This is a genomic window from Pseudomonas sp. P65(2024), from assembly GCF_057480955.1.
In genome coordinates this window covers 40,141-60,698 of the sequence record NZ_JBLIYX010000014.1, presented here as the reverse complement: position 1 = coordinate 60,698, position 20,558 = coordinate 40,141, and the positions used below count along the sequence as shown (strand labels likewise).

Sequence of the window (20,558 nt, the reverse complement as noted above, 5' to 3'; positions counted from 1 at the left end):
TTTACGCCACGAGATATCTGAAAAAGGCATGGCATGACCTCGATCCGCCAACTGCGCTACTTCGTCGAAATCGCCGAGGCCGGCAGCTTCAGTGCCGCCGCCGAGCGGCTGTACATCGCCCAGTCGGCTCTCAGCCGACAGATCAAGGAACTGGAGCTGCACCTGGGGTCCGCGTTGTTCGAACGCACCGCGCGCCAGCCACGGCTGACCGCCGCAGGATTGGCTTTCCTTGACCGCGCCCGACACCTGCTGGCCGACCTGGACAAAGCCGAACGTCTGGCCCGCGAGGTGGGCCAGGGCCTGCGTGGCAGTCTGCGGCTGAACCACTCCAGTACCGTGCCGTTGACTGGACAACTGCTGCAGCGCCTCGGCACCTACCTCGCGGACAACCCCGGCGTCTCCTTGGAGATCGCCCAGCAATCGTCGGAGGCGCAACTGGAGGACATCGCCGAGGGCCGCCTGGAAATCGGTCTGCTGCGCCTGCCGGTGCTGCGCCAGCACGAGGGCGTGGAGCTGCATGCGCTATTCGACGAGCCCCTGCTGCTGGCGGTGGCGGCGAGCCATCCACTGGCCACGACTGGCAGTGTCCGACTGGGGCAACTGCGCGAGGAACGCTTCATTTCCATACCCCATCGTCAGCGCGGCGGCTTGAGCTACCTGTCGGCGTCGCTGTGCATGAACGAGGGATTCTTTCCCCAGGCGGCGCAGGTGGTATCGCGCAAGACCACCCAACTGCAGCTTATCCAGGCTGGGTTCGGGGTGGCGTTGCTGCCCCTGAGCATGCGCGAGATCGCCCCGCCCTCGGTCACCTTCGTGCCGCTGGCCGAGGCCTGCCAGAGCACCGTGGCCCTGGCCTGCCGACGCGACGCGGGAGCGCTGTCGAGAAAGCTACTGGATAGCCTGCGCTTGCCACAGGGCGATCAGGGCATGTAGCGCTCCACCAGCGCAAAGATGATCGCCGCGGTTTCGGCATCCAGTACACCGTCAAAGTTGCCTGGCCGGAAATGCAGCTGGAACGCCCTGAGCACTGCACGCACCTGGGCCGGATCGGGGCTGGTCGGGAAGCTATAGCCGTAGGTACGCAGCTTGGCGAGGACGACCTTGACCTGCGGCAGGCAGCCCGCGAACCGCTGCTGGTAGTACGCCTTGCGCGCCTCGTCATACCAGGCACCGATACCGGCCTGGTGCAGCGCCTGCCAGGGAAAAGCGGCACCCGGGTCACTCTTGCGGCCAATGGCGATGTCGCTGTGGCCGACCACCTGGGTCGGCGTGATGTCCGGATAGCGCTGCAGGATCGCCTGGCCCAGCTGGATCAAGGCCTCCACCTGTTGGGGGTGATAGGGCGGGAACACGAACTGGCCGTTGCTCACCGACGCCTGGCTGACGATCTCGATGCCGATCGACGTATCGTTCAGGTTGCTGCGTCCGGCCCAGCCGCTGACACCCGCGTGCCAGGCGCGCTCGTTCTCGTCGACGAGGTTGAAGGTGCGCATCGCGTCGAAACCTGCACTGGTGAAGCTCGGATCGGATGGGTCGGGCACCAGGTAATGGGCGCTGACCTGGGGACTGTTGACCAGCGCATTGATCGAGCCGTTGAAATTGACGGCTGTGTAATGCAGCACCAGGAATCGCACCCGTCGGTTGAACGCCTTGGAGCGGTAGGTGTAGGCGTCTATGGGATACATGGCGAATCTCCTCATGGAATCAGGCGCCCAGCGTGCATCGCCGGATATCGGGGCCGACAGCCGGAAATGCTCCCAAGGTGGGGCGTGCCAGCAGCCGGCACAGTGCATCCGCGCGACGGCTCCTTTATGATGCCCGGCATGATCAGAGACCCTTTCGAACGACTCGGCCTGGACCGCGAGGTCCTCACCGTCAGCCAGCTCAACGGCCGCGCCCGCGTGCTGCTCGAGGACGTGTTCCGCAGTGTCTGGGTGGAAGGCGAGATTTCCAACCTCGCCCGCCCGGCCTCCGGCCACATGTACTTCACCCTCAAGGACAGCGGCGCGCAGATCCGCTGCGCGCTGTTCCGGCAAAACGCCGCTCGCGTGCGCCAGGCCCTGCGCGATGGCCTGGCGGTCAAGGTGCGCGGCAAGGTTTCGCTGTTCGAGGGCCGCGGCGACTACCAGCTGATCCTCGACACCGTCGAACCGGCCGGTGACGGCGCCCTGCGCCTGGCCTTCGAGGCGCTGAAGGAAAAGCTCGGCGCCGAGGGGCTGTTCAGCACCGAACGAAAGCAGCCGCTGCCGGCCCATCCGCGGCGCATCGGCATCGTCACCTCGCCCACCGGCGCGGTGATCCGCGACATCATCAGCGTGTTCCGCCGCCGTGCGCCGCAGGTCGAGCTCAACCTGATCCCTACCGCCGTGCAAGGCCGAGAGGCCATCGCGCAGATCGTCCGCGCCCTGCAGATGGCCGACCGGCAGGGCTTCGACGCGCTGATCCTGGCCCGTGGCGGCGGCTCGCTGGAAGACCTCTGGTGCTTCAACGAAGAGGCCGTGGCCCGTGCCGTGGCCGCCTGCGTGACGCCGATCGTCAGCGCCGTGGGCCATGAGACCGACGTGTCGATCAGCGACTTCGTCGCCGACGTGCGCGCCCCCACGCCATCAGCCGCCGCCGAGCTGCTCGCCCCCGACAGCAGCGGCCTGCAGCAGCGCCTGGACAGCCTGCAGCGGCGCCTGTTGCTGCGCATGCAGAGCCGTCTGGCCCATGACCGCCTGCGCGTCGAGGGCCTGACCCGACGCCTGCGCCACCCCGGTGAGCGCCTGCGCCAGCAGGCCCAACGCCTGGACGACCTGGACATGCGCCTGCGCCGCGCCTTCGCGCTGAACCTGCGCCAACGCCACGAACGCCTCGGCCGCCTCGACATGCGCCTGGCCGCGCAACACCCGGGACGCAACCTGAAACTGCTCAAGCAGCGCCTGGACAGCCTGGCCGAGCGCCTGCCACGGGCCATGCGCGAGGTGATCAAGGACCGCCGCCAGCGCTTCCAGGCGCAGTTGCAGACGCTGCAGGTGGTCAGCCCATTGGCCACCCTCGCCCGCGGCTACAGCATCCTTCTCGACGAGCGCGGCCAGGCCATCCGCAGCGCCGCGCAGACCCACAACGGCCAGCGCCTGACCGCCCGCCTCAACGAAGGCGAGCTCAAGGTGCGGGTCGAGGACAACCACCAGACTCCGGTCAACCTCTCGCTACTGGACTGACACATGCCCCGCCTGTTCGCGCCCCTGCTCGCCCTTGCCCTGCTGCTGCCGCTCACCGCGGCCCAGGCCAGCTACATCACCCGCACCCTCGACAAGCCGGTGCCCGGCGGCGTGGCCGTGGTCAACCTGGGGCCGGCCGCCAGCGCGCCCAGCGCCCGCTTCGACGGCAAGCCGGTGCTGGTGGTGAAGGAGCAGGACAACTGGCTGGCCATCGTCGGCATCCCGCTCACCCAGAAACCCGGTAGCGCCGTGCTCACCCAGGGGGGGCGCGACATCCGCTTCAGCGTGGGCAGCAAGAAATACCCCGAACAGCACATCACCCTGAAGAACAAGCGCCAGGTCAACCCCGAGCCCGAGGACCTCAAGCGCATCGACCGCGAGCTGGCCGAGCAGGTCAAGGCCTACCGCAGCTTCAGCCCGACCCTGCCGAGCAACCTGATCCTCGACAAGCCGGTCAACGGCCCGCTGTCGAGCAAGTTCGGCGTGCGCCGCTTCTTCAACGGCGAGGAGCGCAACCCTCATGCGGGCCTTGACTTCGCCGTACCGGCCGGCACGCCGATCAAGACCCCGGCCAATGGCAAGGTGATCCTGGTGGGCGACTACTTCTTCAATGGCCGCACGGTGTTCGTCGACCATGGCCAGGGCTTCATCAGCATGTTCTGCCATATGTCGAAGATCGACGTGAAGCCAGGGCAGGTGCTACGCCGTGGCGAGGTGGTGGGCCGCGTGGGTTCGACTGGCCGGGCCACCGGGCCGCACATGCACTGGAACGTCAGCCTCAACGATGCGCGGGTCGATCCTGCGATTTTCATCGGCGCGTTCCAGCCCTGAAAGCGCAATCGCGGGGCCAGCCCGCTCCCACGCAGCCGACGGTGTCATCGTGGGATCGAACAGGCCTCGCGATTTGCGCAACGAAAAAACATCACGCAATAAAATCTCAACAAGACCGATTCAGCGGCCATAAAAACTCATAAGCGTCGTTATTTTAAGCATTCCTCTCAATTTTCCCGCAATGCTTGCCATCCCCCAACCCACTGGTTAGGGTTGAGCCTATGAACATCTTCAGCACCCTGCTCCGACAACACCGCAGCCTCTGCCTGGTCAGCGCCCGACTACCAGGGTGAATCGCGTCGCCTCGCCTTTTTCTCTCGTTTTCGTTTGGCAGGCCCGATCACGGCCGCACATAAAAAGGATTGCTTCCATGACCATGCTCAAAGACCCTTCGAAGAAATACCGCGCGTTCCCGACCATCGACCTGCCCGACCGTACCTGGCCGTCGAAGACCATCACCCAGGCACCGATCTGGTGCAGTTCCGACCTGCGTGATGGCAACCAGTCGCTGATCGAGCCGATGGACTCGGAGAAGAAGCTGCGGTTCTGGAAGACCCTGGTGCAGGTGGGCGTGAAGGAAATCGAAGCCTCGTTCCCGTCGGCCTCGCAGACCGACTTCGACTTCGTGCGCACCCTGATCGAAGACGGCCACATCCCGGACGACACCACCATCCAGGTGCTGACCCAGGCCCGTGAAGACCTGATCGCCCGTACCTTCGAATCCCTGCGCGGGGCCAAGAAGGCCATCGTCCACCTGTACAATGCCACCTGCCCGTCGTTCCGCCGCATCGTCTTCAACCAGGACAAGCAGGGCGTGAAGGACATCGCGGTCAACGCCGCCAAGCTGTTCGTCAAGTACGCCGCCCAGCAGCCGAACACCCAGTGGACCTTCCAGTACTCGCCTGAAACCTTCAGCGCCACCGAACTGGAGTTCGCCAAGGAAGTGTGCGACGCGGTGATCGAAGTGTGGAACCCGACTCCTGAGCACAAGATCATCCTCAACCTGCCGGCCACCGTCGAAGTCGCCACGCCGAACGTCTACGCCGACCAGATCGAATGGTTCTGCCGCAACATCAACCGTCGCGACAGCGTGATCATCAGCCTGCACACCCACAACGACCGTGGCACCGGCATCGCCGCCACCGAGCTGGGCCTGATGGCCGGCGCCGACCGTGCCGAAGGCTGCCTGTTCGGCAACGGTGAGCGCACCGGCAACGTCGACCTGGTCACCCTCGCCCTGAACCTCTACACCCAGGGCATCGACCCGCAGCTGGACTTCTCCGACATCGACGGCGTGCGCAAGGTCGTCGAGGAGTGCAACCAGCTGCCGGTGCACCCGCGTCACCCGTACGTCGGCGACCTGGTCCACACCGCCTTCTCCGGCTCGCACCAGGACGCCATCCGCAAGGGCTTCGCCAAGCAGCAGGACGGCGAACTGTGGGAGGTGCCGTACCTGCCGATCGACCCGGCCGACATCGGCCGCAGCTACGAGGCGGTGATTCGCGTCAACAGCCAGTCGGGCAAGGGTGGCATCACCTACCTGCTCGAGCAGGAGTACGGCATCAGCCTGCCGCGCCGCATGCAGATCGAGTTCAGCCAGGTGGTACAGGGCGAGACCGACCGTCTCGGCCTGGAAATGACCGCCGAGCAGATCTACAAGCTGCTGCAGAAGGAGTACCTCCAGGCCAACGCACCGTATGCGCTGGTCAGCCACCGCCTGCAGGAAGAGAACGGCAGCAGCCACGTGCAGGTGGAAGTCTCCGGTGAAGGCGAGACCACCCTGCACTGGCACGGCAAGGGCAACGGCGCCTTGGAAGCGCTGGTCGCCGGCCTGCCGGTCAACGTGGAGATCATGGACTACAACGAGCACGCCATCGGTGCCGGCACCAACGCCAAGGCGGCGGCGTACATCGAACTGCGCGTGGCCGGTGGGCGGCCGGTGCATGGCGTGGGCATCGACGAGAACATCACCACCGCCAGCTTCAAGGCGCTGTTCAGCGCGCTGAACCGGTCGCTGAGCCAGCAGCAGGCCAAAGCGGCGTAAACCATCGCCGATGAACGAAGCCCGCATCCTCGATGCGGGCTTTTTTATTGCCTATACAGGCCCTATCGCGGGGCAAGCCCGCTCCCACGTGCCTTTCATCGCATGCGTGGGAGCGGGCTTGACCCGCGATAGGGCCAGCATTGGCAACACAAAATTCGCAGGCAAAAAAAGGGGCGCCGACCAAGCGCCCCACAAGCCGTGTAGCACACAACGAAATCTGTCAGTCCAGCAATGCCATCGCCTCGGCGCTGCACGCCTCGATCCGCGCCCAGTCGCCGTTCTTGATCCAGCTGCTGTCGAGCATCCAGGTGCCGCCCACGCACATCACATTGGGCAGCGCCATGTAGTTGCGCACGTTGGCCGGGTTCACCCCACCGGTCGGGCAGAAGCGAATGTCGCCGAATGGGCCGGCAAAGGCCTTGATCGCCGCCACGCCACCACTGATCTCCGCCGGGAATAGCTTGAAGCGACGGTAGCCAAGGGCATAGCCCATCATGATCTCCGACGGCGTGCTGATACCCGGCAGCAGCGGAATGTCGCTGTCCACGCCCGCTTCGAGGATGTCCTGGGTGATGCCCGGGGTAACGACGAACTGCGCGCCCGCGGCCTCGACGGCGGCGAACATGCTACGGTCGAGCACGGTACCGGCACCGACGCACAGCTCGGGGCGCTGCTCGCGCAGCACCTGGATGGCCTTCAGGCCATGTTGCGAGCGCAGGGTCACTTCCAGGGTGCGGATGCCGCCTGCGGCCAGGGCGTCGGTCAGGGGCAGGATGTCTTCCTCACGGGCGATGGTGATCACCGGCAGGATGCGCGCCTTGTCGCAGATCGTGTCGATCCGCGCGGCTTTGTCGGCCATCGAGAGCAAAGGCTGTGGGCGTTCGAGGGTGGTCATGACAATGGGTCCTTGGCTCATGGGCACCAGTAGATGTCCAGGGGGTCGTGAAGAAAGGCGCGAATCGGCATTTCGGTAGGGTCTTCGGCCGCCAGGGCAGCACGCAAGGTGGTGAGCTTGCCCGCGCCTTGCACGGACAGGGCGATGAAACCGGCGCCGGCCAGCAGCGCGCGGGTCATGCTCAGGCGCTGGTGCGGCACGCTCGGCGCCAGCATCGGCAGGCAGCGACGCTCGCCGACCTTGGCCAGGCCCTGGCGCAGGTTGGGGCTGGCCGGGAACAGCGAAGCCGTGTGGCCGTCGTCGCCCATGCCCAGCACCAGCACATCGATCGGCGGCAGATCGGCGAGGACCTGGTCGGCCTGCTCGGCGGCGGCCTCCAGGGTCGCGGCGCTCTGGTACAGGCCGATGAAACGCGCCTTGGCCGCACCGCCCTTGAGCAGGTGACGGGCCAGCAGGCCGGCATTGCTGTCGTCGTGTTCCACCGGTACCCAGCGCTCGTCCGCCAGGCTCACGGTGACCTTCGACCAGTCCAGCGCCTCTGCCGCCAGCTTCTCGAGAAACGCCACCGGGCTGCGGCCGCCGGACAGCACCACGCAGGCCTGGCCCTTGCGGACGATGGCCTGGCGCAGGCGCTCGGCCACATCATGGGCCAGGGTCGCCGCCAGGGTTTTCGCGTCAGCCAGCTGATGCGCCTTCACCGTCGCCGGCAGTTGCAGTTCAGATATCGCCATACCAGGCCCTCCCATCGCGAGTGATCAATGCAATCGAGCTCATCGGCCCCCAGGAGCCGGCCGCATAGGGCTTGGGCGCGTCGCCGCTGGTCTTCCAGCCGGCGATCAGCTGATCGCACCATTTCCAGGCGTATTCGATCTCGTCCTTGCGCACGAACAGGTTCTGGTTGCCGCGCATCACTTCCAGCAGCAGACGCTCGTAGGCATCCGGAATCCGCGCGCTGCGCCAGGTGTCGGAGAAGTTCAGTTGCAGCGGACCGCTGCGCAGCTGCATCCCCTTGTCCAGGCCCTGTTCCTTGGTCATCACCCGCAGCGAAATGCCTTCGTCCGGCTGCAGGCGGATGATCAGCTTGTTGCCGATCTGCAAACGCTGTTCCGGGGCGAAGATGTAGTGCGGGGTTTCCTTGAAGTGGATGACGATCTGCGACAGCTTCTGCGGCATGCGCTTGCCGGTGCGCAGGTAGAACGGCACCCCCGACCAGCGCCAGTTGCGGATATCGGCGCGCAGGGCGACGAAGGTCTCGGTATCGCTCTGGGCGTTGGCGTTGTCCTCTTCCAGGTAGCCCGGCACCGGCTTGCCGTCACTGAAGCCGGCAATGTACTGGCCGCGCACCACATGGGTGCTCAGGCCTTCGCCGGTGATCGGTGCCAGTGCCTTGAGCACCTTGACCTTCTCATCGCGGATGCTGTCGGCCGACAGGTCGCTGGGCGGGTCCATGGCGATCAGGCAGAGCAGCTGCAACAGGTGGTTCTGGATCATGTCGCGCAGCTGGCCGGCCTTGTCGAAGTAACCCCAGCGGCCCTCGATGCCGACCTTCTCGGCGACGGTGATCTCCACGTGGGAGATCGAATTCTGGTTCCACTGGGTTTCGAACAGGCTGTTGGCGAAGCGCAGGGCGATCAGGTTCTGCACCGTCTCCTTGCCCAGGTAGTGGTCGATGCGGTAGACCCGGCTCTCGGGGAAGAACCGCGCCACGGCGTCGTTGACCCGGCGCGACGACTCCAGATCGTGGCCAATGGGCTTTTCCAGCACCACGCGGGTGCGCGAGGCCAGGCCGGCCTTGTCGAGGTTCTCGCAGATCGCGCCGTAGACCGCCGCCGCCGTGGCGAAGTAGGCGATCAGCGGCTGCCCGCTCGGCGCCTGTTCGGCCAGGGCCTGGTAGCCCTCCGGCTCGACGAAGTCCAGGTGCAGGTAGCTCAGGCGCCCGAGGAAGCGCCCCAGGGAAGCGGCATCGATCTCGGCCTCCGGCACATGGCGGCGCAGATGGGCCTCGATGCTGTTCAGGTGGTCCTGCACGCTGCCCGGCTCGCGGGCCAGGGCCAGCAGGCGGGTATCCGGGTGCAGGAGGTCGGCGCGGTCGAGCTGGTAGAGCGCGGGAAACAGCTTGCGCAACGCCAGGTCGCCGAGGGCGCCAAAGAGGGCGAAGGTGCAGGGTTCGACACTGATCGCGGCCATGATGTTGGTTCTTTTATAAATGTTGGACTAGGAATACCGGTTTCAACCCTGCATTTCAAGGGTTAATGTAGTAAAAACCACAACATCGAATACAGCCATTACAGACAAGTGGTGTGACAATCTTACCGACAGTACGATACACGCCACCGCAAAAAGCCAGCTTCCGACCCAAGGACACACCATGGACCGCGTGCGCAACCTCCTGGAACAGATCCAGGGCCGCCTCGACGAGTTGAACAAGGCCGAACGCAAAGTCGCCGAAGTCATCCTGCTCAACCCGCAACAGGCCACCCGCTTCAGCATCGCCGCCTTGGCCCAGGCGGCCAAGGTCAGCGAACCGACGGTCAACCGCTTCTGCCGCTCGTTCGGCGTCAGCGGCTACCCCGAGCTCAAGCTGCAGCTGGCGCAGAGCCTGGCCAGCGGGGCCGCCTATGTCAGCCGCGCGGTGGAGGCCGATGACGATCCGGCCGCCTACACCCAGAAGATTTTCGGCAGCGCCATCGCCTCGCTGGACAGCGCATGCCAGGCGCTCGACCCGCAGCAGGTCAGCCGCGCCGTGGACATGATGATCCAGGCCCGGCAGATCCACTTCTTCGGCCTCGGCGCCTCGGCCCCGGTGGCCCTCGACGCCCAGCACAAGTTCTTCCGCTTCAACCTCGCCGTGTCGGCCCATGCCGACGTGCTGATGCAGCGCATGCTGGCCTCGGTTGCCCACACCGGCGATCTGTTCGTGATCATTTCCTACACCGGGCGCACCCGCGAACTGGTCGAGGTGGCGCGCCTGGCCCGGGAAAACGGCGCCTCGGTGCTCGGCCTGACCGCCGCCGGCTCGCCCCTGGCCCAGGCCTGCAGCCTGAGCCTGCACATCCCGCTGCCGGAAGACACCGACATCTACATGCCGATGACCTCGCGGATCATCCAGCTCACCGTGCTCGACGTGCTGGCCACCGGCATGACCCTGCGCCGCGGCGTGGACTTCCAGCCGCACCTGCGCAAGATCAAGGAAAGCCTCAACGCCAGTCGCTACCCGATCGAGGATGACGACCTCAACTGAGCCGGTGCGCCTGCAGCCGCAGGTGCGCCCGCTCCCCCGGCGCCAGGCTCAGGCCCTCGCCACTGCCGCTGGCCGCCTCGACGCAGACGAAGCCCTGGCATTCGCGCCCGGTCACGCCCATCAACGGGCGATTGCCCGGGTGCCAGACCACAGTGTCATCGCTGTCGCCGGTGTCGATGCACAGCTCGCGCTGCCAGTCCGGATCCTGCAACTGCACCTTGGGTGTGCCGGGATAGACTTTCTGGCAACCGCCCTTGAGGGTCAGCGCGCCGTCCTCGCGGCAGGCCTGGCGATTGAGGCGATCGTAACCTTGGATATCCTCGAGCCCGGACAGCGCTATCTTCGACACGTCGCTGATTCGCCAGTAGGCCAGCAGCGCATGGCTCAGCTGACACGGCTCGCTGTCCTGGTGCTCGGTGCTCAGGCTCAGTTCCATGCTCGCGCCAAGCCGGGCGTGCAGGTCGACCTGCCAGTCGCACAGGTCCAGGCGCCACTTGAGGGCCACGCCCTGCTCGTCCTCAAGGCTGTCCACCAGCTTCCAGTCCAGCAGGCGCGCCCAGCCGTGGGCCGGCCACAGGTCCTCGCTGGGATGACGGCCATACCATGGCCAGCACACCGGCACGCCACCGCGGATGGCGCCCACCTGCGGCCACTGCTCGGCGCACCACAGCCAGGGCTTCTCGCCGGCCGGCTGGAAATGCAGCAGTTGCGCGCCCTGGCGGCTGAACACCGCTTGGCAGCTTGGGTGGTCGATGATCAGCACATCGCGCTGCTGGTAACGCTCCCACTCGAAGGTCGGCCTGGGCCGTTGCGAGGTGAAGAAGCGATGTAGCGGATGTTCAGGCATGGTTCCGAGCTCTTTTGTTGTTTGAGATAGCGCTGTCTCACCCCGTGCCCGCTAACCACTGCTGGCCAGTGGTTAGCGGTAGGTCGAGATGGATGGCGTAAATTTACAACAATTTTTCTCAGAATGACGACTGAATCTTCAACCCCGCGACCAGCGCGTTATCCACGTCGTCCACACCGCCCGGGCTCTTGATGTACTGCAGGTTCGGCCGCACGGTCAGCCAGTTGGTGACGTGGAAGCCGTAGTAGAGTTCGGCGTTGTACTCGGTGCGCTGCAGCGGCACGAAGCCCGGATTGTCGTAGTCGTTGATACCGCTCTGGGCATTGAGCAGCTCGGCGCGCTTCTTCACGTCGTCATTGACGTGGATGCGGGCGATGCCGAAGCCGATGTCGTCCTTGGGCCGGGCGTCGAAGGCACCTTTGTAGACCAGGCCGACCTGCTGGTAGTTGTCGACCACGTTGGTGGCCTTGTCGTGCACGGTGAAGTTGGCGAACAGGCTCAGGCCGCGATTGACGTCGCCGGCATGGGCGGTGACCTGCTGCTGCGCCACCACCCACCAGCCGTGCTTGCTGGAGTGCGACTTGAACGCCGCGCCGGTCAGCGCCTGCGGGTTGCCGTTGATGTCGTCGTACACGTCGTCGGCCTTGGCGGTGCTGTAGTAGTAGCCCAGGCGGTACTCGCCCGGCAGGCCGTTGACCTTCGGCGACCACACCGCCTCCACCGGCAGGATCGCGCCCTTGGTGCCACTGCCGCTGAGCTTGAAGCCGTTGCCGGTCTCCAGGTTCGACGGGTTCTGCTCGTAGGCGCCGACCTGGACGAAGAATTCCGGGGTAATGTTGTACTTGACCCGCAGCGCCCACTGGCTGACCGGCCAGTTGTACCAGATGCCGCCGACCCAGTTGCCCACCTGCGAGCCGCAGAAGGCCAGGTTCTGGAAGTCGCAGGGGAAGCTGTTGAAGTCCTCGCCCTCGCCGAAGCGGCCGAATTTCACGTCCAGCGCGCCGTCGAAGTACTTCTGCTTGATCCACATCTGGGTCAGCCGCCAGGTCTGGCCCCGGCCCCAGACTTCCTGCACCGAGCTGAACTGCCCGGCGCGCGGGTCGCTGATGCGGTCGTTGGACAGGTTGCGGCCGCTACGCTCGGTGATCGCCAGCTTGAACTCGGTGTCCTTCCAGCCGAAGATCTTCTCCAGGTCCAGGTGCGCACCCAGGGCGAACTGGTCGCTGTAGCGCGCGGTCTTGTCGTTGTTGTAGCCGCCGTGCAGGTTGCCGGCCACCTCGCCGACGTAGTCGAGGGTGAAGTCGTAGCCCTTCTCCAGCAACTCGGTGCGGGTGCCGCCCCAGTCGCCGGTCATCCATTTCGATTCCGACGAGAAAGCCTCGGCGGCCTGGGCCCCGCTGCTGCCGACCACGGCCAGCAGTGCCAGTGAGCCCAGTGTCCTGATGCGATTGCGATGTTCCATCCCTTTGCGTCCTCTTTTCTTGTTATTAACAGAACGAATCAACGGCCTGATCTTTCCTGTAGGAGCGGCCGCCGTTCTTAACGGCCTTTGAAACGCGTCACGTTGTCCTTCACGGCGGTGGCGGCAAGGTCCAGGCGTTCGCCGCTGCCGGCGTCGAACAGCAGAACCCGCGCCGGGTCGAACTGCAGGTTGAGGCTGTCACCGACCCGGCATGCCACATCCGGCGCCAGACGGCAGCAGACCTTGGTTTGATTGAGGGTGACGAACACCAGCAGGTCCGGGCCGGTGGGCTCGGTGACCTGCACTTCGGCGCGGATGCCCGGCAGGCCATTGCCCTGCTCCGCCCCCAGGGCGATCTGCTCCGGGCGCACGCCGAGGATGATCTCGCGACCTTCCAGCTCGTCCGCCACCACGCCCAGCGGCAGCTCGCAGCGCGCCTGGCCGCTGTCGAGCAGCGCCAGCACGCGACCGTCCTGCTTCGTCAAGCGCACCGGAATGAAATTCATCGGCGGCGAGCCAATGAAGCTGGCGACGAACAGGTTGGCCGGGTCGTTGTAGATCTGCTGCGGCGTGCCGAACTGCTGGATGATGCCGTCCTTCATCACCGCCACCTTGTCACCGAGCGTCATCGCCTCGATCTGGTCGTGGGTGACGTACACCGTGGTGGTCTTCAGGCGCTGATGCATCAGCTTGATCTCGGTGCGCATCTCCACCCGCAGCTTGGCATCGAGGTTCGACAGCGGCTCGTCGAACAGGTAGATCTTTGGCCGGCGCGCCAGCGCTCGGCCCATGGCCACGCGCTGTTGCTGGCCACCGGACAGCTGCCCGGGCTTGCGCTCGAGCAGGTGCTCGATCTGCAGCAGCTTGGCGACCCGCGCCACCTCTTCGTCGATGGCGGCCTGGGACATCTTGCGGATCTTCAGGCCGAAGGCGATGTTGTCGCGCACGTTCATGGTCGGGTACAGCGCGTAGGACTGGAACACCATGGCGATGTCGCGGTCCTTGGGGCTCATGCCGCTGACGTCCTCGTCGTCGATGAGGATCGCCCCGCCACTGATACTCTCAAGGCCGGCGATGCAGTTCATCAGCGTCGACTTGCCGCAGCCCGAGGGGCCGACCAGGATCAGGAACTCGCCGTCCTTGATCGCCAGCTGGATGTCCTTGAGCGTGTCCGGCAGGCCCACGCCGTAGGTCTTGTGCACATTGCGAAGTTCGAGTGTTGCCATGACTTACCCCTTGACCGCGCCGGCGGTCAGCCCGCGCACGAAATACTTGCCCGCGACCACGTAGACCAGCAGCGTCGGCAGCCCGGCGATCATCGCCGCGGCCATGTCGACGTTGTATTCCTTGGCCCCGGTGCTGGTGTTGACCAGGTTGTTGAGGGCCACGGTGATCGGTTGCGAGTCGCCGCTGGAGAACACCACGCCGAACAGGAAGTCGTTCCAGATCTGGGTGAACTGCCAGATCAGGCAGACCATGATGATCGGCGTCGACATCGGCAGGATGATCCGCCCGAAGATGGTGAAGAACCCGGCGCCGTCCAGCCGCGCGGCCTTGACCAGCGCCTCGGGGATGCTCACGTAGTAGTTGCGGAAGAACAGCGTGGTGAAGGCCAGGCCATACACCACATGCACCAGCACCAGCCCGCTGGTGGTGCTGGCCAGGCCCAGCTTGCCGAGGGTGAACGAGGCCGGCAGCAGCACGGTCTGGAACGGCAGGAAGCAGCCGAACAGCAACAGGCCGAAGAACAGCTGCGAGCCACGGAAGCGCCACATCGAAAGCACATAGCCGTTGAGCGCGCCAATGGCCGTGGAAATCAATACCGCCGGCACGGTGATCAGGATCGAGTTGACGAAGTAGCCGCTGACCGTGGCCCAGGCCTTGCTCCAGCCGATGGCGGTGAACGCGGTGGGCCAGCTCAGCAGGTTGCCACTGCCGATGTCCTCGGGGGTCTTGAAGCTGGTCAGCAGCATCACCACCAGCGGCACCAGGTACAGCAGCACGGCCAGCAGCAGCACGGCGTGGACGGCGACGCGGCTGAGGTTCAGCGCCGGTTTGTCGATCGGGCTAGTCATGGCGTTTCCCCCGCAGCTCGGAGTACAGGTAAGGCACGAGGATTGCCAGGATGGCGCCCAGCATGAGGATCGCGCTGGCCGAGCCCATGCCCATCTGCCCGCGGCTGAAGGTGAACGAGTACATGAACATGGCCGGCAGGTCCGAGGAGTAGCCCGGGCCACCAGCAGTCATCGCCGCCACCAGGTCGAAGCTCTTGATCGCGATGTGCGAAAGGATCATCAGCGAGCTGAAGAACACCGGGCGCAGACTGGGCAGCACCACGGTCCAGTAGATGCGCGGCAGGCTGGCGCCATCGAGCTGGGCGGCGCGGATGATCGACGGGTCGACGCCACGCAGACCGGCGAGGAACATCGCCATGATGAAGCCCGAGGCCTGCCACACGGCGGCGATCACCAGGCAGTAGACCACGCGGTCGGGGTCGATCAGCCAGTCCAGGCGAAAGCCTTCCCAGCCCCAGTCGCGAAGCAGCTTGTCCAGGCCCATGCCGGGGTTGAGCAGCCACTTCCAGGCGGTACCGGTGACGATCATCGACAGGGCCATGGGATACAGGTAAATGGTGCGGATGAAACCTTCGCGGCGGATGCGCTGGTCAAGCAGCACGGCAAGGAACACGCCGATGGCCAGGGTGATGCCGATGAACAGTCCACCGAACAGCAGCAGGTTCTTGCTCGCCACCCACCAGCGGTCGTTGTCGAACAGCCGGGCGTACTGCGCCAGGCCCGCCCACTTGTAAGTAGGCAGGAAGGTCGAGGTGGTGAACGAGAGGACGAAGGTCCACAGGATGTAGCCGTAGAAACCCACAAGGACGATGAACATGCTCGGCGCCAGCACCAGCTTCGGTAGCCAGCGCTGCAGCGCGTCCAGGGGGGATGCCCGCAGGCGGGCGGTTGCAGTGGTCATGGTTCAGATCTCGTTTCGAGAACGACTCGGAGCCCTGAGGGAGCGGCCTTGCGTCGCGAGAGGGCTGCGCAGCAGCCCCGGGGCTTGATGAGCTAAGCCGGAGGGACTGTCCTGCTGGGTTCCGGGACCGCTACGCGGTCCTTTCGCGACACAAGGCCGCTCCCACAGGAAGCCTCGCCAGACAAGGACTACTGAGCCGCCTTCACCGCCGAGTAGAGTTTCTTCGCCGCATCCGCAGGATCGGCCTTAGGATCGTTGATGTAGTTGGTCACCACATCGAAGAACGCTCCCTGCACCGCCAGCGTGGTGGCCATGTTGTGCGCCATGCTCGGTTGCAGGCCGCCGGTCTTGGCGTCGGCCAGGAAGTCCTTGGCCGCAGTCTGGGCGCAGCTGTCGAAACCGTACTTGCCCATGTCGGCGAGCATGTCGTTACGCACCGGGATCGAGCCTTTGTTGATGCTGAAGACCTTCTGGAAGTCCTCGCCCAGCACCTTGCGGGCGATGTCCTGCTGGCCCGCTGCGGTACCCTTGTCCTTCTGCTTGAACACCACCAGCGAGTCGATGTTGTAGAGGAAGGCCTGGTCGGTGCCTGGGAAGGCCACGCACTGGTAGTCCTTGCCGGCGGTCTTCTTGGCCAGGGTCCATTCGCTCTTGGCCCAGTCGCCCATGATCTGCATCCCGGCCTTGCCGTTGATGACCTTGGCCGCCTCCAAGTTCCAGTCCTGGCCCTTGCCGTCAGGGTCCATGTAGGTGGCGACTTTCTTCAGCTCGGTGAGCGCCTTGACCATCTCGGGACCGGTCAGGGCATCCTTGTCCAGTTCGACAAGGGCCTTCTTGTAACCCTCGACGCCCATCACCGAGAGCACCACATTCTCGAACACGGTGCTGTCCTGCCACGGCTGGCCACCGTGGGCCAGTGGGATGAAACCGGCGGTCTTGAGCTTGTCGGCAGCGGCGTAGAATTCATCGAGGGTGGTCGGGGCCTTGTCGATACCGGCCTTCTTGAACACTTCCGGATTGATCCACAGCCAGTTGATACGGTGGATGTTAACCGGCACGGCCACATAGTCGCCGTCATACTTCACGGTGTCGGCGACTTTCTTGTCGAGCAGGCTATCCCACTTCTCTTCCTTGGCAACGTCCTTGAGCACATCGGTGTCGAGCAGGCCGGTGGATGCCCACTCCTGGATATCCGGGCCTTTGATCTGCGCCACTCCAGGGGGGTTACCGGCCACCGCGCGACTCTTGAGCACGGTCATGGCGGTAGAGCCACCGCCCCCGGCCACGGCGCCGTCCTTCCAGGTGAAACCGTCCTTCTCGACCTGGGCCTTGAGCACATCGACCGCGGCCTTTTCACCGCCGGAGGTCCACCAATGGACGACTTCCACACTGCCTTTGGAATCGGCGGCCTGGGCACTGAGGGAAAACAGGGAGGCGAAGGAGATCGCGGCGGCGAGACGAAGCGTCGAATGCATGGGAATACCTTTCTTGTTGTTATGCGAGGCAAGACTGTCGCTTGCATGGCATGGAGTGTAGGGAGCCCGCGCCCGCCGCCAGGTAACGAACGGATGCGCGAATGTCATCGTTTGGTTACAAAGCTAGGGCCGTGGCCAGGCTCGGCGCCAGCGGCAGGCGGGGCAGCAGCAGGGCCTGGTAGGCGTGGTAGAGGTCGGGTTTGCCGCCCCAGATCCGCGCGCTGGGCAGCAGCGCCGGGTCCAGCTCGTGATGCCAACTGCCGTGGCCGCGGTCGATGAAGTGGCTGGCGATGAAGTCCCAGAAGCAGCGATACCAATGTTCATATTGCGCCTCGCCGGTACGTCGCAACAGGGCCGCGGCGGTGGCGCTGGCCTCGGCATGCACCCAGTGCAGGCGTTCGCGCACCACCGGTCGGTTGCGCCAGTCCAGTGTATAGACCAGCCCCGGGGCGCCATCAGCCTGCCAGGCATGGCGGCAGGCACTGTCGAACAGGCCCCTGGCGGCGGGCAGCAAAGCAGCGGGCGCCGGCAATTGCGCCCGCTGCAGGGCCGCTTCCAGGTGCAGCACCAGACGGGCCCATTCGAAGGCATGGCCGGGCGTGGTGCCGTAGGGACGGAAGCCGTCGGCGGGGTTGTCACGGTTGTAGTCGGGTAACGCCTGCCAGAGCGCGTCGAAATGCTCGGTGACCCGCAAACCATCGGCGGCGGCCTGGGCCGGGATCAAGCGTTCGACGATCCGCAGGGCGCGGCGCAGCCACAGCGTGTCGCCGGTCACATCGGCCAGGGCGAGAAACGCCTCGACGCCGTGCATGTTGCTGTTGGCGCCACGGTAAGCCTCCGCTTGCCCCCAGTCGCGGGAGAACGACTCGCGCAAGGCGCCCTCCTCCTCGCACCAGAAGCGCTGCTCGATGACCCGGACCACGGCATCGAGCAGTGCCTGGGCCTGCGTGATACCCGCTACCACCGCCGAGCTCGCGGCAAGGGCGACGAAGGCATGCAGGTAGGCGGCCTTGCCAGTGTCGCCGTGGCCTTCGGGCTGGGCGTACCAGCCGTCGTGCTCCTGGTCGCGCAGCGGGCCCAGCAGGGCCTCGACGCCATGCTCGACCAGCTCGCGGCAACCCGGAACGCCCTGGATATGCGCCAGGGCGAAGCTATGGGTCATGCGCGCGGTGTTCATGGTCTCGGCCAGGGCGCAACGGGGCAGGCGGCCTTCGTCGTCGAGGTTGCCGAACCCCTGGGGCAGGCGCGAAGCCCTGGCGAAGGCAAGCAGGCGCAGGGCCTCGGCGTCGAGCCAGGCATGGTGTGTCGGGGAGTCGATCCAGCGGTTGGCCATGGACGTGGTCTTCCTTGTTGTTGTCAGCCGATTCTAGTCAGCCGTCCTGGCTGGCATGTCACGAAGACCGGCTCGATTGTCACCATCTAGTGACATCAGGCCCCGGTAGGAGCATGTCAATCGGTTGTACGGGGTAGGTACAAGGTCACCCGCAGTCCACCCTCACGCAGGTTGAACAGGCTCACCTCGCCACCATGGCTGTGGGCAATGTTGCGCGCGATCCCCAGCCCCAGCCCATAGCCCTGCTGCTGCCCGGCCAGCCGGAAATGCGGCTCGAACACCTGCTCCAGGCGCTGCTCCGGCACCCCCGGCCCCTGGTCGTCCACCTGCAGGACAAAGCTCTCGGCACTGTCGAGAATCCGCAGGTGCGCCCGCTCGCCGTACTTTATGGCGTTATCGATCAGGTTGCCGATGCAGCGGCGCAGGGCCAGTGACTTGCCGAGGTACGGTGCCAGCGCCTGCCCCTCGAGGGTGATGCGCCCGTCGCCGAGGTAAGGCTCGGCAAGCATCTCCAGCACCTGGTTGAGGTCAATCGGCTCGATGTTCTCGTGAATGTCGGTGTCCTTGACACATTGCAGCGCGCCCTTGACCAGCAGCTCCAGCTCGTCGAGGTCGCGGCTGAACTTCGCTTGCAGCTTCTCGTCCTCGAGCAGTTCGACCCGCAGCCGCAGGCGCGTGATCGGTGTGCGCAAGTCATGAGAGATGGCGCTGAACAGCTGGGCGCGCTCGGTGAGATAGCGGCTGATCCGCTCGCGCATGCTGTTGAACGCCCGCCCCACCTCGACCACTTCGCTGCCGCCGCCCTCGGCCACCGGGGCCACATCGGCGCCCAGCGACATTTCCCGCGCCGCCCGCGCCAGGCGCTTGAGCGGCCGGCTCTGCCAGTGCACCAACAGGCCGATGAACAGCAACAGCAGGGCAGTGGTCATGGCAATGAAGCCGATCTGCTGACGCGGCAGGCGCTCGGCCTCGAGGCTGGTGTAAGGCTCGGGCAGCAGCGAGGCGATGTACAGCCACTCGCCCTCACCCAGGCGGATCTGGGTCACCAGCACCGGCGGGTTGAGCGGCTCCAGGGTCAACGAGTAGTGCGCCCAGGAGCGAGGCAGCTCATCGAGTTTCAGGCCGCTGTTGAAGATCCGCAGGTCGTCGGGGCTGACGAATTCGACGGAGATTTCCATCTGCTGGCCCAGGCGCTCATGCAACACGTCCTGGAACACGTCGATCACCGCCTGCTTGCGCGGGGTGATCGGCAGCACCGGCATATCCAGCGGCTTGACGTTGAGCGAAACGAAGAAGCGCGTTCCGCCCATGCTGCGCAACTGGTCGAGGACCATGGGCCGGTAGGCCACCGGCAGCGAACGGAAGTAGCTGACGCTGGCGCTCATCGAATGAGCCAGGCTGCCGGCGCTGGCACGCAGGCCCTGCAGCTGGCTGGCGCGCAGTTGCGCCACCCAGATCAGGCTCGACAGCCCCTGGGCCAGCAACACCACCAGCAAGGTCAGCAGCAGCATGCGCCCCAGAAGCGAGCGCGGCAGCAGGCGCCAGCGGCGTTCGCTAGGCCGGGCAGACATTGGCCGCCAGCAGGTAGCCGCTGCCGCGCACGGTGCGGATCAGCCGAGGGGGTTTTTCCGTGTCGCGCAGGCGCTGGCGCAGGCGACTGACCGCCATGTCGACGATACGGTCCAGCGGCATCGGCTCGCGCCCGCGGGTGGCGTTGCCGATGGTGTCGCGGTCGAGGATCTGCTGCGGGTGGTCGAGGAACAGCTTGAGCAGGGCGAAGTCGGCGCCGGAGAGGATCACCTCTTCGCCATCGCGGTGGAACAGGCGATGGCTGACCGTGTCCAGGCGCCAGTCGTCGAAGGCCAGTACCGCGCTGGCCGGCGCCGCCTGAGCGAAATCGGCGCGACGCAGCAAGGCCTTGATGCGCGCCTGCAGTTCACGTGGACTGAAGGGTTTGCCGAGGTAGTCGTCGGCACCCAGCTCCAGGCCGATGACCCGGTCGGCCTCGTCGGAACTGGCGGTGAGCATGATGATCGGCACCCGCGCCTGGCGTGGATGCTGGCGGACCCAGCGGCACAGGCTGAAGCCATCCTCGTCGGGCAGCATCACGTCGAGGATCACCAGGTCATAGGGGTTGGCATCCAGGGCACGGCGAAAGCCCTGGCCATCGGGTTCGGCATGGACCTGCAGGCCGCAGCGGGCGAGGTAGGTCTGCAACAGTTCGCGGATGTCCTGGTCGTCATCGACCATC

General features: G+C 65.5%; 18 protein-coding genes. 5 read left to right on the top strand and 13 right to left on the bottom strand.

What is annotated here, in order from left to right; genetic code table 11:
* Positions 1–33: 33 nt before the first annotated feature.
* Entirely contained in the window at positions 34–933 is a 900-nt protein-coding gene (locus AC25MA_RS18480) for a LysR family transcriptional regulator (protein ID WP_069017653.1), read from the top strand.
* On the opposite strand, the gene AC25MA_RS18475 is transcribed toward AC25MA_RS18480, so the two are convergent.
* Complete coding sequence (locus AC25MA_RS18475; RefSeq protein ID WP_486972283.1) at positions 921–1,685, bottom strand: N-acetylmuramoyl-L-alanine amidase; 765 nt, start codon at positions 1,683–1,685, stop codon at positions 921–923. The two genes, AC25MA_RS18480 and AC25MA_RS18475, sit on opposite strands and share 13 nt — an antisense overlap.
* A gap of 138 nt (positions 1,686–1,823) precedes the next feature.
* Here AC25MA_RS18475 and xseA point away from each other — a divergent pair, with 138 nt between their 5' ends.
* The 3 genes from xseA (at position 1,824) to leuA (ending at position 6,078) form a co-directional block, all read left to right on the top strand.
* A complete protein-coding gene (gene xseA / locus AC25MA_RS18470; RefSeq protein ID WP_486972282.1) occupies positions 1,824–3,203 on the top strand; it encodes an exodeoxyribonuclease VII large subunit in 1,380 nt (459 codons plus the stop codon).
* Between the two features lie 3 nt (positions 3,204–3,206).
* Complete coding sequence (locus AC25MA_RS18465; protein WP_069017657.1) at positions 3,207–4,034, top strand: M23 family metallopeptidase; 828 nt, start codon at positions 3,207–3,209, stop codon at positions 4,032–4,034.
* A gap of 370 nt (positions 4,035–4,404) precedes the next feature.
* Positions 4,405–6,078, top strand: a complete 1,674-nt coding sequence (leuA, locus tag AC25MA_RS18460; RefSeq protein WP_028691640.1) for a 2-isopropylmalate synthase — start codon at positions 4,405–4,407, stop codon at positions 6,076–6,078.
* Positions 6,079–6,298: 220 nt separating this feature from the next.
* Here leuA and AC25MA_RS18455 read toward each other — a convergent pair whose 3' ends face one another.
* From AC25MA_RS18455 to zwf, 3 genes are read right to left on the bottom strand one after another with little or no spacing between them, the layout of a single operon-like run.
* Positions 6,299–6,973, bottom strand: a complete 675-nt coding sequence (locus AC25MA_RS18455; RefSeq protein WP_186596991.1) for a bifunctional 4-hydroxy-2-oxoglutarate aldolase/2-dehydro-3-deoxy-phosphogluconate aldolase — start codon at positions 6,971–6,973, stop codon at positions 6,299–6,301.
* A gap of 17 nt (positions 6,974–6,990) precedes the next feature.
* Positions 6,991–7,704, bottom strand: coding sequence for a 6-phosphogluconolactonase (gene pgl / locus AC25MA_RS18450; protein ID WP_062360437.1), 714 nt, complete (start codon positions 7,702–7,704; stop codon positions 6,991–6,993).
* The gene (gene zwf / locus AC25MA_RS18445; protein ID WP_028691962.1) at positions 7,691–9,160 is read right to left on the bottom strand and encodes a glucose-6-phosphate dehydrogenase; all 1,470 of its coding nucleotides are present in this window, start codon (positions 9,158–9,160) and stop codon (positions 7,691–7,693) included. The genes pgl and zwf overlap by 14 nt, the downstream gene beginning before the upstream one ends.
* A gap of 190 nt (positions 9,161–9,350) precedes the next feature.
* Here zwf and hexR point away from each other — a divergent pair, with 190 nt between their 5' ends.
* Complete coding sequence (gene hexR / locus AC25MA_RS18440; protein ID WP_172402443.1) at positions 9,351–10,214, top strand: DNA-binding transcriptional regulator HexR; 864 nt, start codon at positions 9,351–9,353, stop codon at positions 10,212–10,214.
* Here hexR and AC25MA_RS18435 read toward each other — a convergent pair.
* The 9 genes from AC25MA_RS18435 to AC25MA_RS18395 form a co-directional block, all read right to left on the bottom strand.
* On the bottom strand, positions 10,207–11,061 hold the full coding sequence (locus AC25MA_RS18435) for a D-hexose-6-phosphate mutarotase (RefSeq protein WP_028691964.1): 855 nt from the start codon (positions 11,059–11,061) through the stop codon (positions 10,207–10,209). The two genes, hexR and AC25MA_RS18435, sit on opposite strands and share 8 nt — an antisense overlap.
* 118 nt (positions 11,062–11,179) lie before the next feature.
* Complete coding sequence (locus AC25MA_RS18430) at positions 11,180–12,523, bottom strand: carbohydrate porin (protein WP_486972281.1); 1,344 nt, start codon at positions 12,521–12,523, stop codon at positions 11,180–11,182.
* A 77-nt stretch (positions 12,524–12,600) separates the two neighbouring features.
* On the bottom strand, positions 12,601–13,749 hold the full coding sequence (locus AC25MA_RS18425) for an ABC transporter ATP-binding protein (RefSeq protein WP_028691966.1): 1,149 nt from the start codon (positions 13,747–13,749) through the stop codon (positions 12,601–12,603).
* Positions 13,750–13,752: 3 nt separating this feature from the next.
* Positions 13,753–14,598, bottom strand: a complete 846-nt coding sequence (locus AC25MA_RS18420) for a carbohydrate ABC transporter permease (RefSeq protein ID WP_062360432.1) — start codon at positions 14,596–14,598, stop codon at positions 13,753–13,755.
* The gene (locus AC25MA_RS18415; RefSeq protein WP_028691968.1) at positions 14,591–15,499 is read right to left on the bottom strand and encodes a carbohydrate ABC transporter permease; all 909 of its coding nucleotides are present in this window, start codon (positions 15,497–15,499) and stop codon (positions 14,591–14,593) included. The genes AC25MA_RS18420 and AC25MA_RS18415 overlap by 8 nt, the downstream gene beginning before the upstream one ends.
* A 188-nt stretch (positions 15,500–15,687) precedes the next feature.
* Positions 15,688–16,974, bottom strand: coding sequence for an ABC transporter substrate-binding protein (locus AC25MA_RS18410; protein ID WP_028691969.1), 1,287 nt, complete (start codon positions 16,972–16,974; stop codon positions 15,688–15,690).
* A gap of 115 nt (positions 16,975–17,089) precedes the next feature.
* The gene (locus AC25MA_RS18405) at positions 17,090–18,307 is read right to left on the bottom strand and encodes a D-mannose isomerase (protein ID WP_307942636.1); all 1,218 of its coding nucleotides are present in this window, start codon (positions 18,305–18,307) and stop codon (positions 17,090–17,092) included.
* A gap of 116 nt (positions 18,308–18,423) precedes the next feature.
* The gene (locus AC25MA_RS18400; RefSeq protein ID WP_028691971.1) at positions 18,424–19,878 is read right to left on the bottom strand and encodes an ATP-binding protein; all 1,455 of its coding nucleotides are present in this window, start codon (positions 19,876–19,878) and stop codon (positions 18,424–18,426) included.
* Positions 19,862–20,557, bottom strand: coding sequence for a response regulator (locus tag AC25MA_RS18395; RefSeq protein ID WP_189662194.1), 696 nt, complete (start codon positions 20,555–20,557; stop codon positions 19,862–19,864). The genes AC25MA_RS18400 and AC25MA_RS18395 overlap by 17 nt, the downstream gene beginning before the upstream one ends.
* Position 20,558: the final 1 nt, after the last annotated feature.

Coding starts and splice junctions, on each gene's coding strand:
- AC25MA_RS18480 (WP_069017653.1), top strand. CDS start 34: ATGACCTCGATCCGCCAACTGCGCTACTTCGTCGAAATCGCCGAGGCC.
- AC25MA_RS18475 (WP_486972283.1), bottom strand. CDS start 1,685: ATGTATCCCATAGACGCCTACACCTACCGCTCCAAGGCGTTCAACCGA.
- xseA (WP_486972282.1), top strand. CDS start 1,824: ATGATCAGAGACCCTTTCGAACGACTCGGCCTGGACCGCGAGGTCCTC.
- AC25MA_RS18465 (WP_069017657.1), top strand. CDS start 3,207: ATGCCCCGCCTGTTCGCGCCCCTGCTCGCCCTTGCCCTGCTGCTGCCG.
- leuA (WP_028691640.1), top strand. CDS start 4,405: ATGACCATGCTCAAAGACCCTTCGAAGAAATACCGCGCGTTCCCGACC.
- AC25MA_RS18455 (WP_186596991.1), bottom strand. CDS start 6,973: ATGACCACCCTCGAACGCCCACAGCCTTTGCTCTCGATGGCCGACAAA.
- pgl (WP_062360437.1), bottom strand. CDS start 7,704: ATGGCGATATCTGAACTGCAACTGCCGGCGACGGTGAAGGCGCATCAG.
- zwf (WP_028691962.1), bottom strand. CDS start 9,160: ATGGCCGCGATCAGTGTCGAACCCTGCACCTTCGCCCTCTTTGGCGCC.
- AC25MA_RS18435 (WP_028691964.1), bottom strand. CDS start 11,061: ATGCCTGAACATCCGCTACATCGCTTCTTCACCTCGCAACGGCCCAGG.
- AC25MA_RS18430 (WP_486972281.1), bottom strand. CDS start 12,523: ATGGAACATCGCAATCGCATCAGGACACTGGGCTCACTGGCACTGCTG.
- AC25MA_RS18425 (WP_028691966.1), bottom strand. CDS start 13,749: ATGGCAACACTCGAACTTCGCAATGTGCACAAGACCTACGGCGTGGGC.
- AC25MA_RS18420 (WP_062360432.1), bottom strand. CDS start 14,598: ATGACTAGCCCGATCGACAAACCGGCGCTGAACCTCAGCCGCGTCGCC.
- AC25MA_RS18415 (WP_028691968.1), bottom strand. CDS start 15,499: ATGACCACTGCAACCGCCCGCCTGCGGGCATCCCCCCTGGACGCGCTG.
- AC25MA_RS18410 (WP_028691969.1), bottom strand. CDS start 16,974: ATGCATTCGACGCTTCGTCTCGCCGCCGCGATCTCCTTCGCCTCCCTG.
- AC25MA_RS18405 (WP_307942636.1), bottom strand. CDS start 18,307: ATGGCCAACCGCTGGATCGACTCCCCGACACACCATGCCTGGCTCGAC.
- AC25MA_RS18400 (WP_028691971.1), bottom strand. CDS start 19,878: ATGTCTGCCCGGCCTAGCGAACGCCGCTGGCGCCTGCTGCCGCGCTCG.
- AC25MA_RS18395 (WP_189662194.1), bottom strand. CDS start 20,557: ATGGTCGATGACGACCAGGACATCCGCGAACTGTTGCAGACCTACCTC.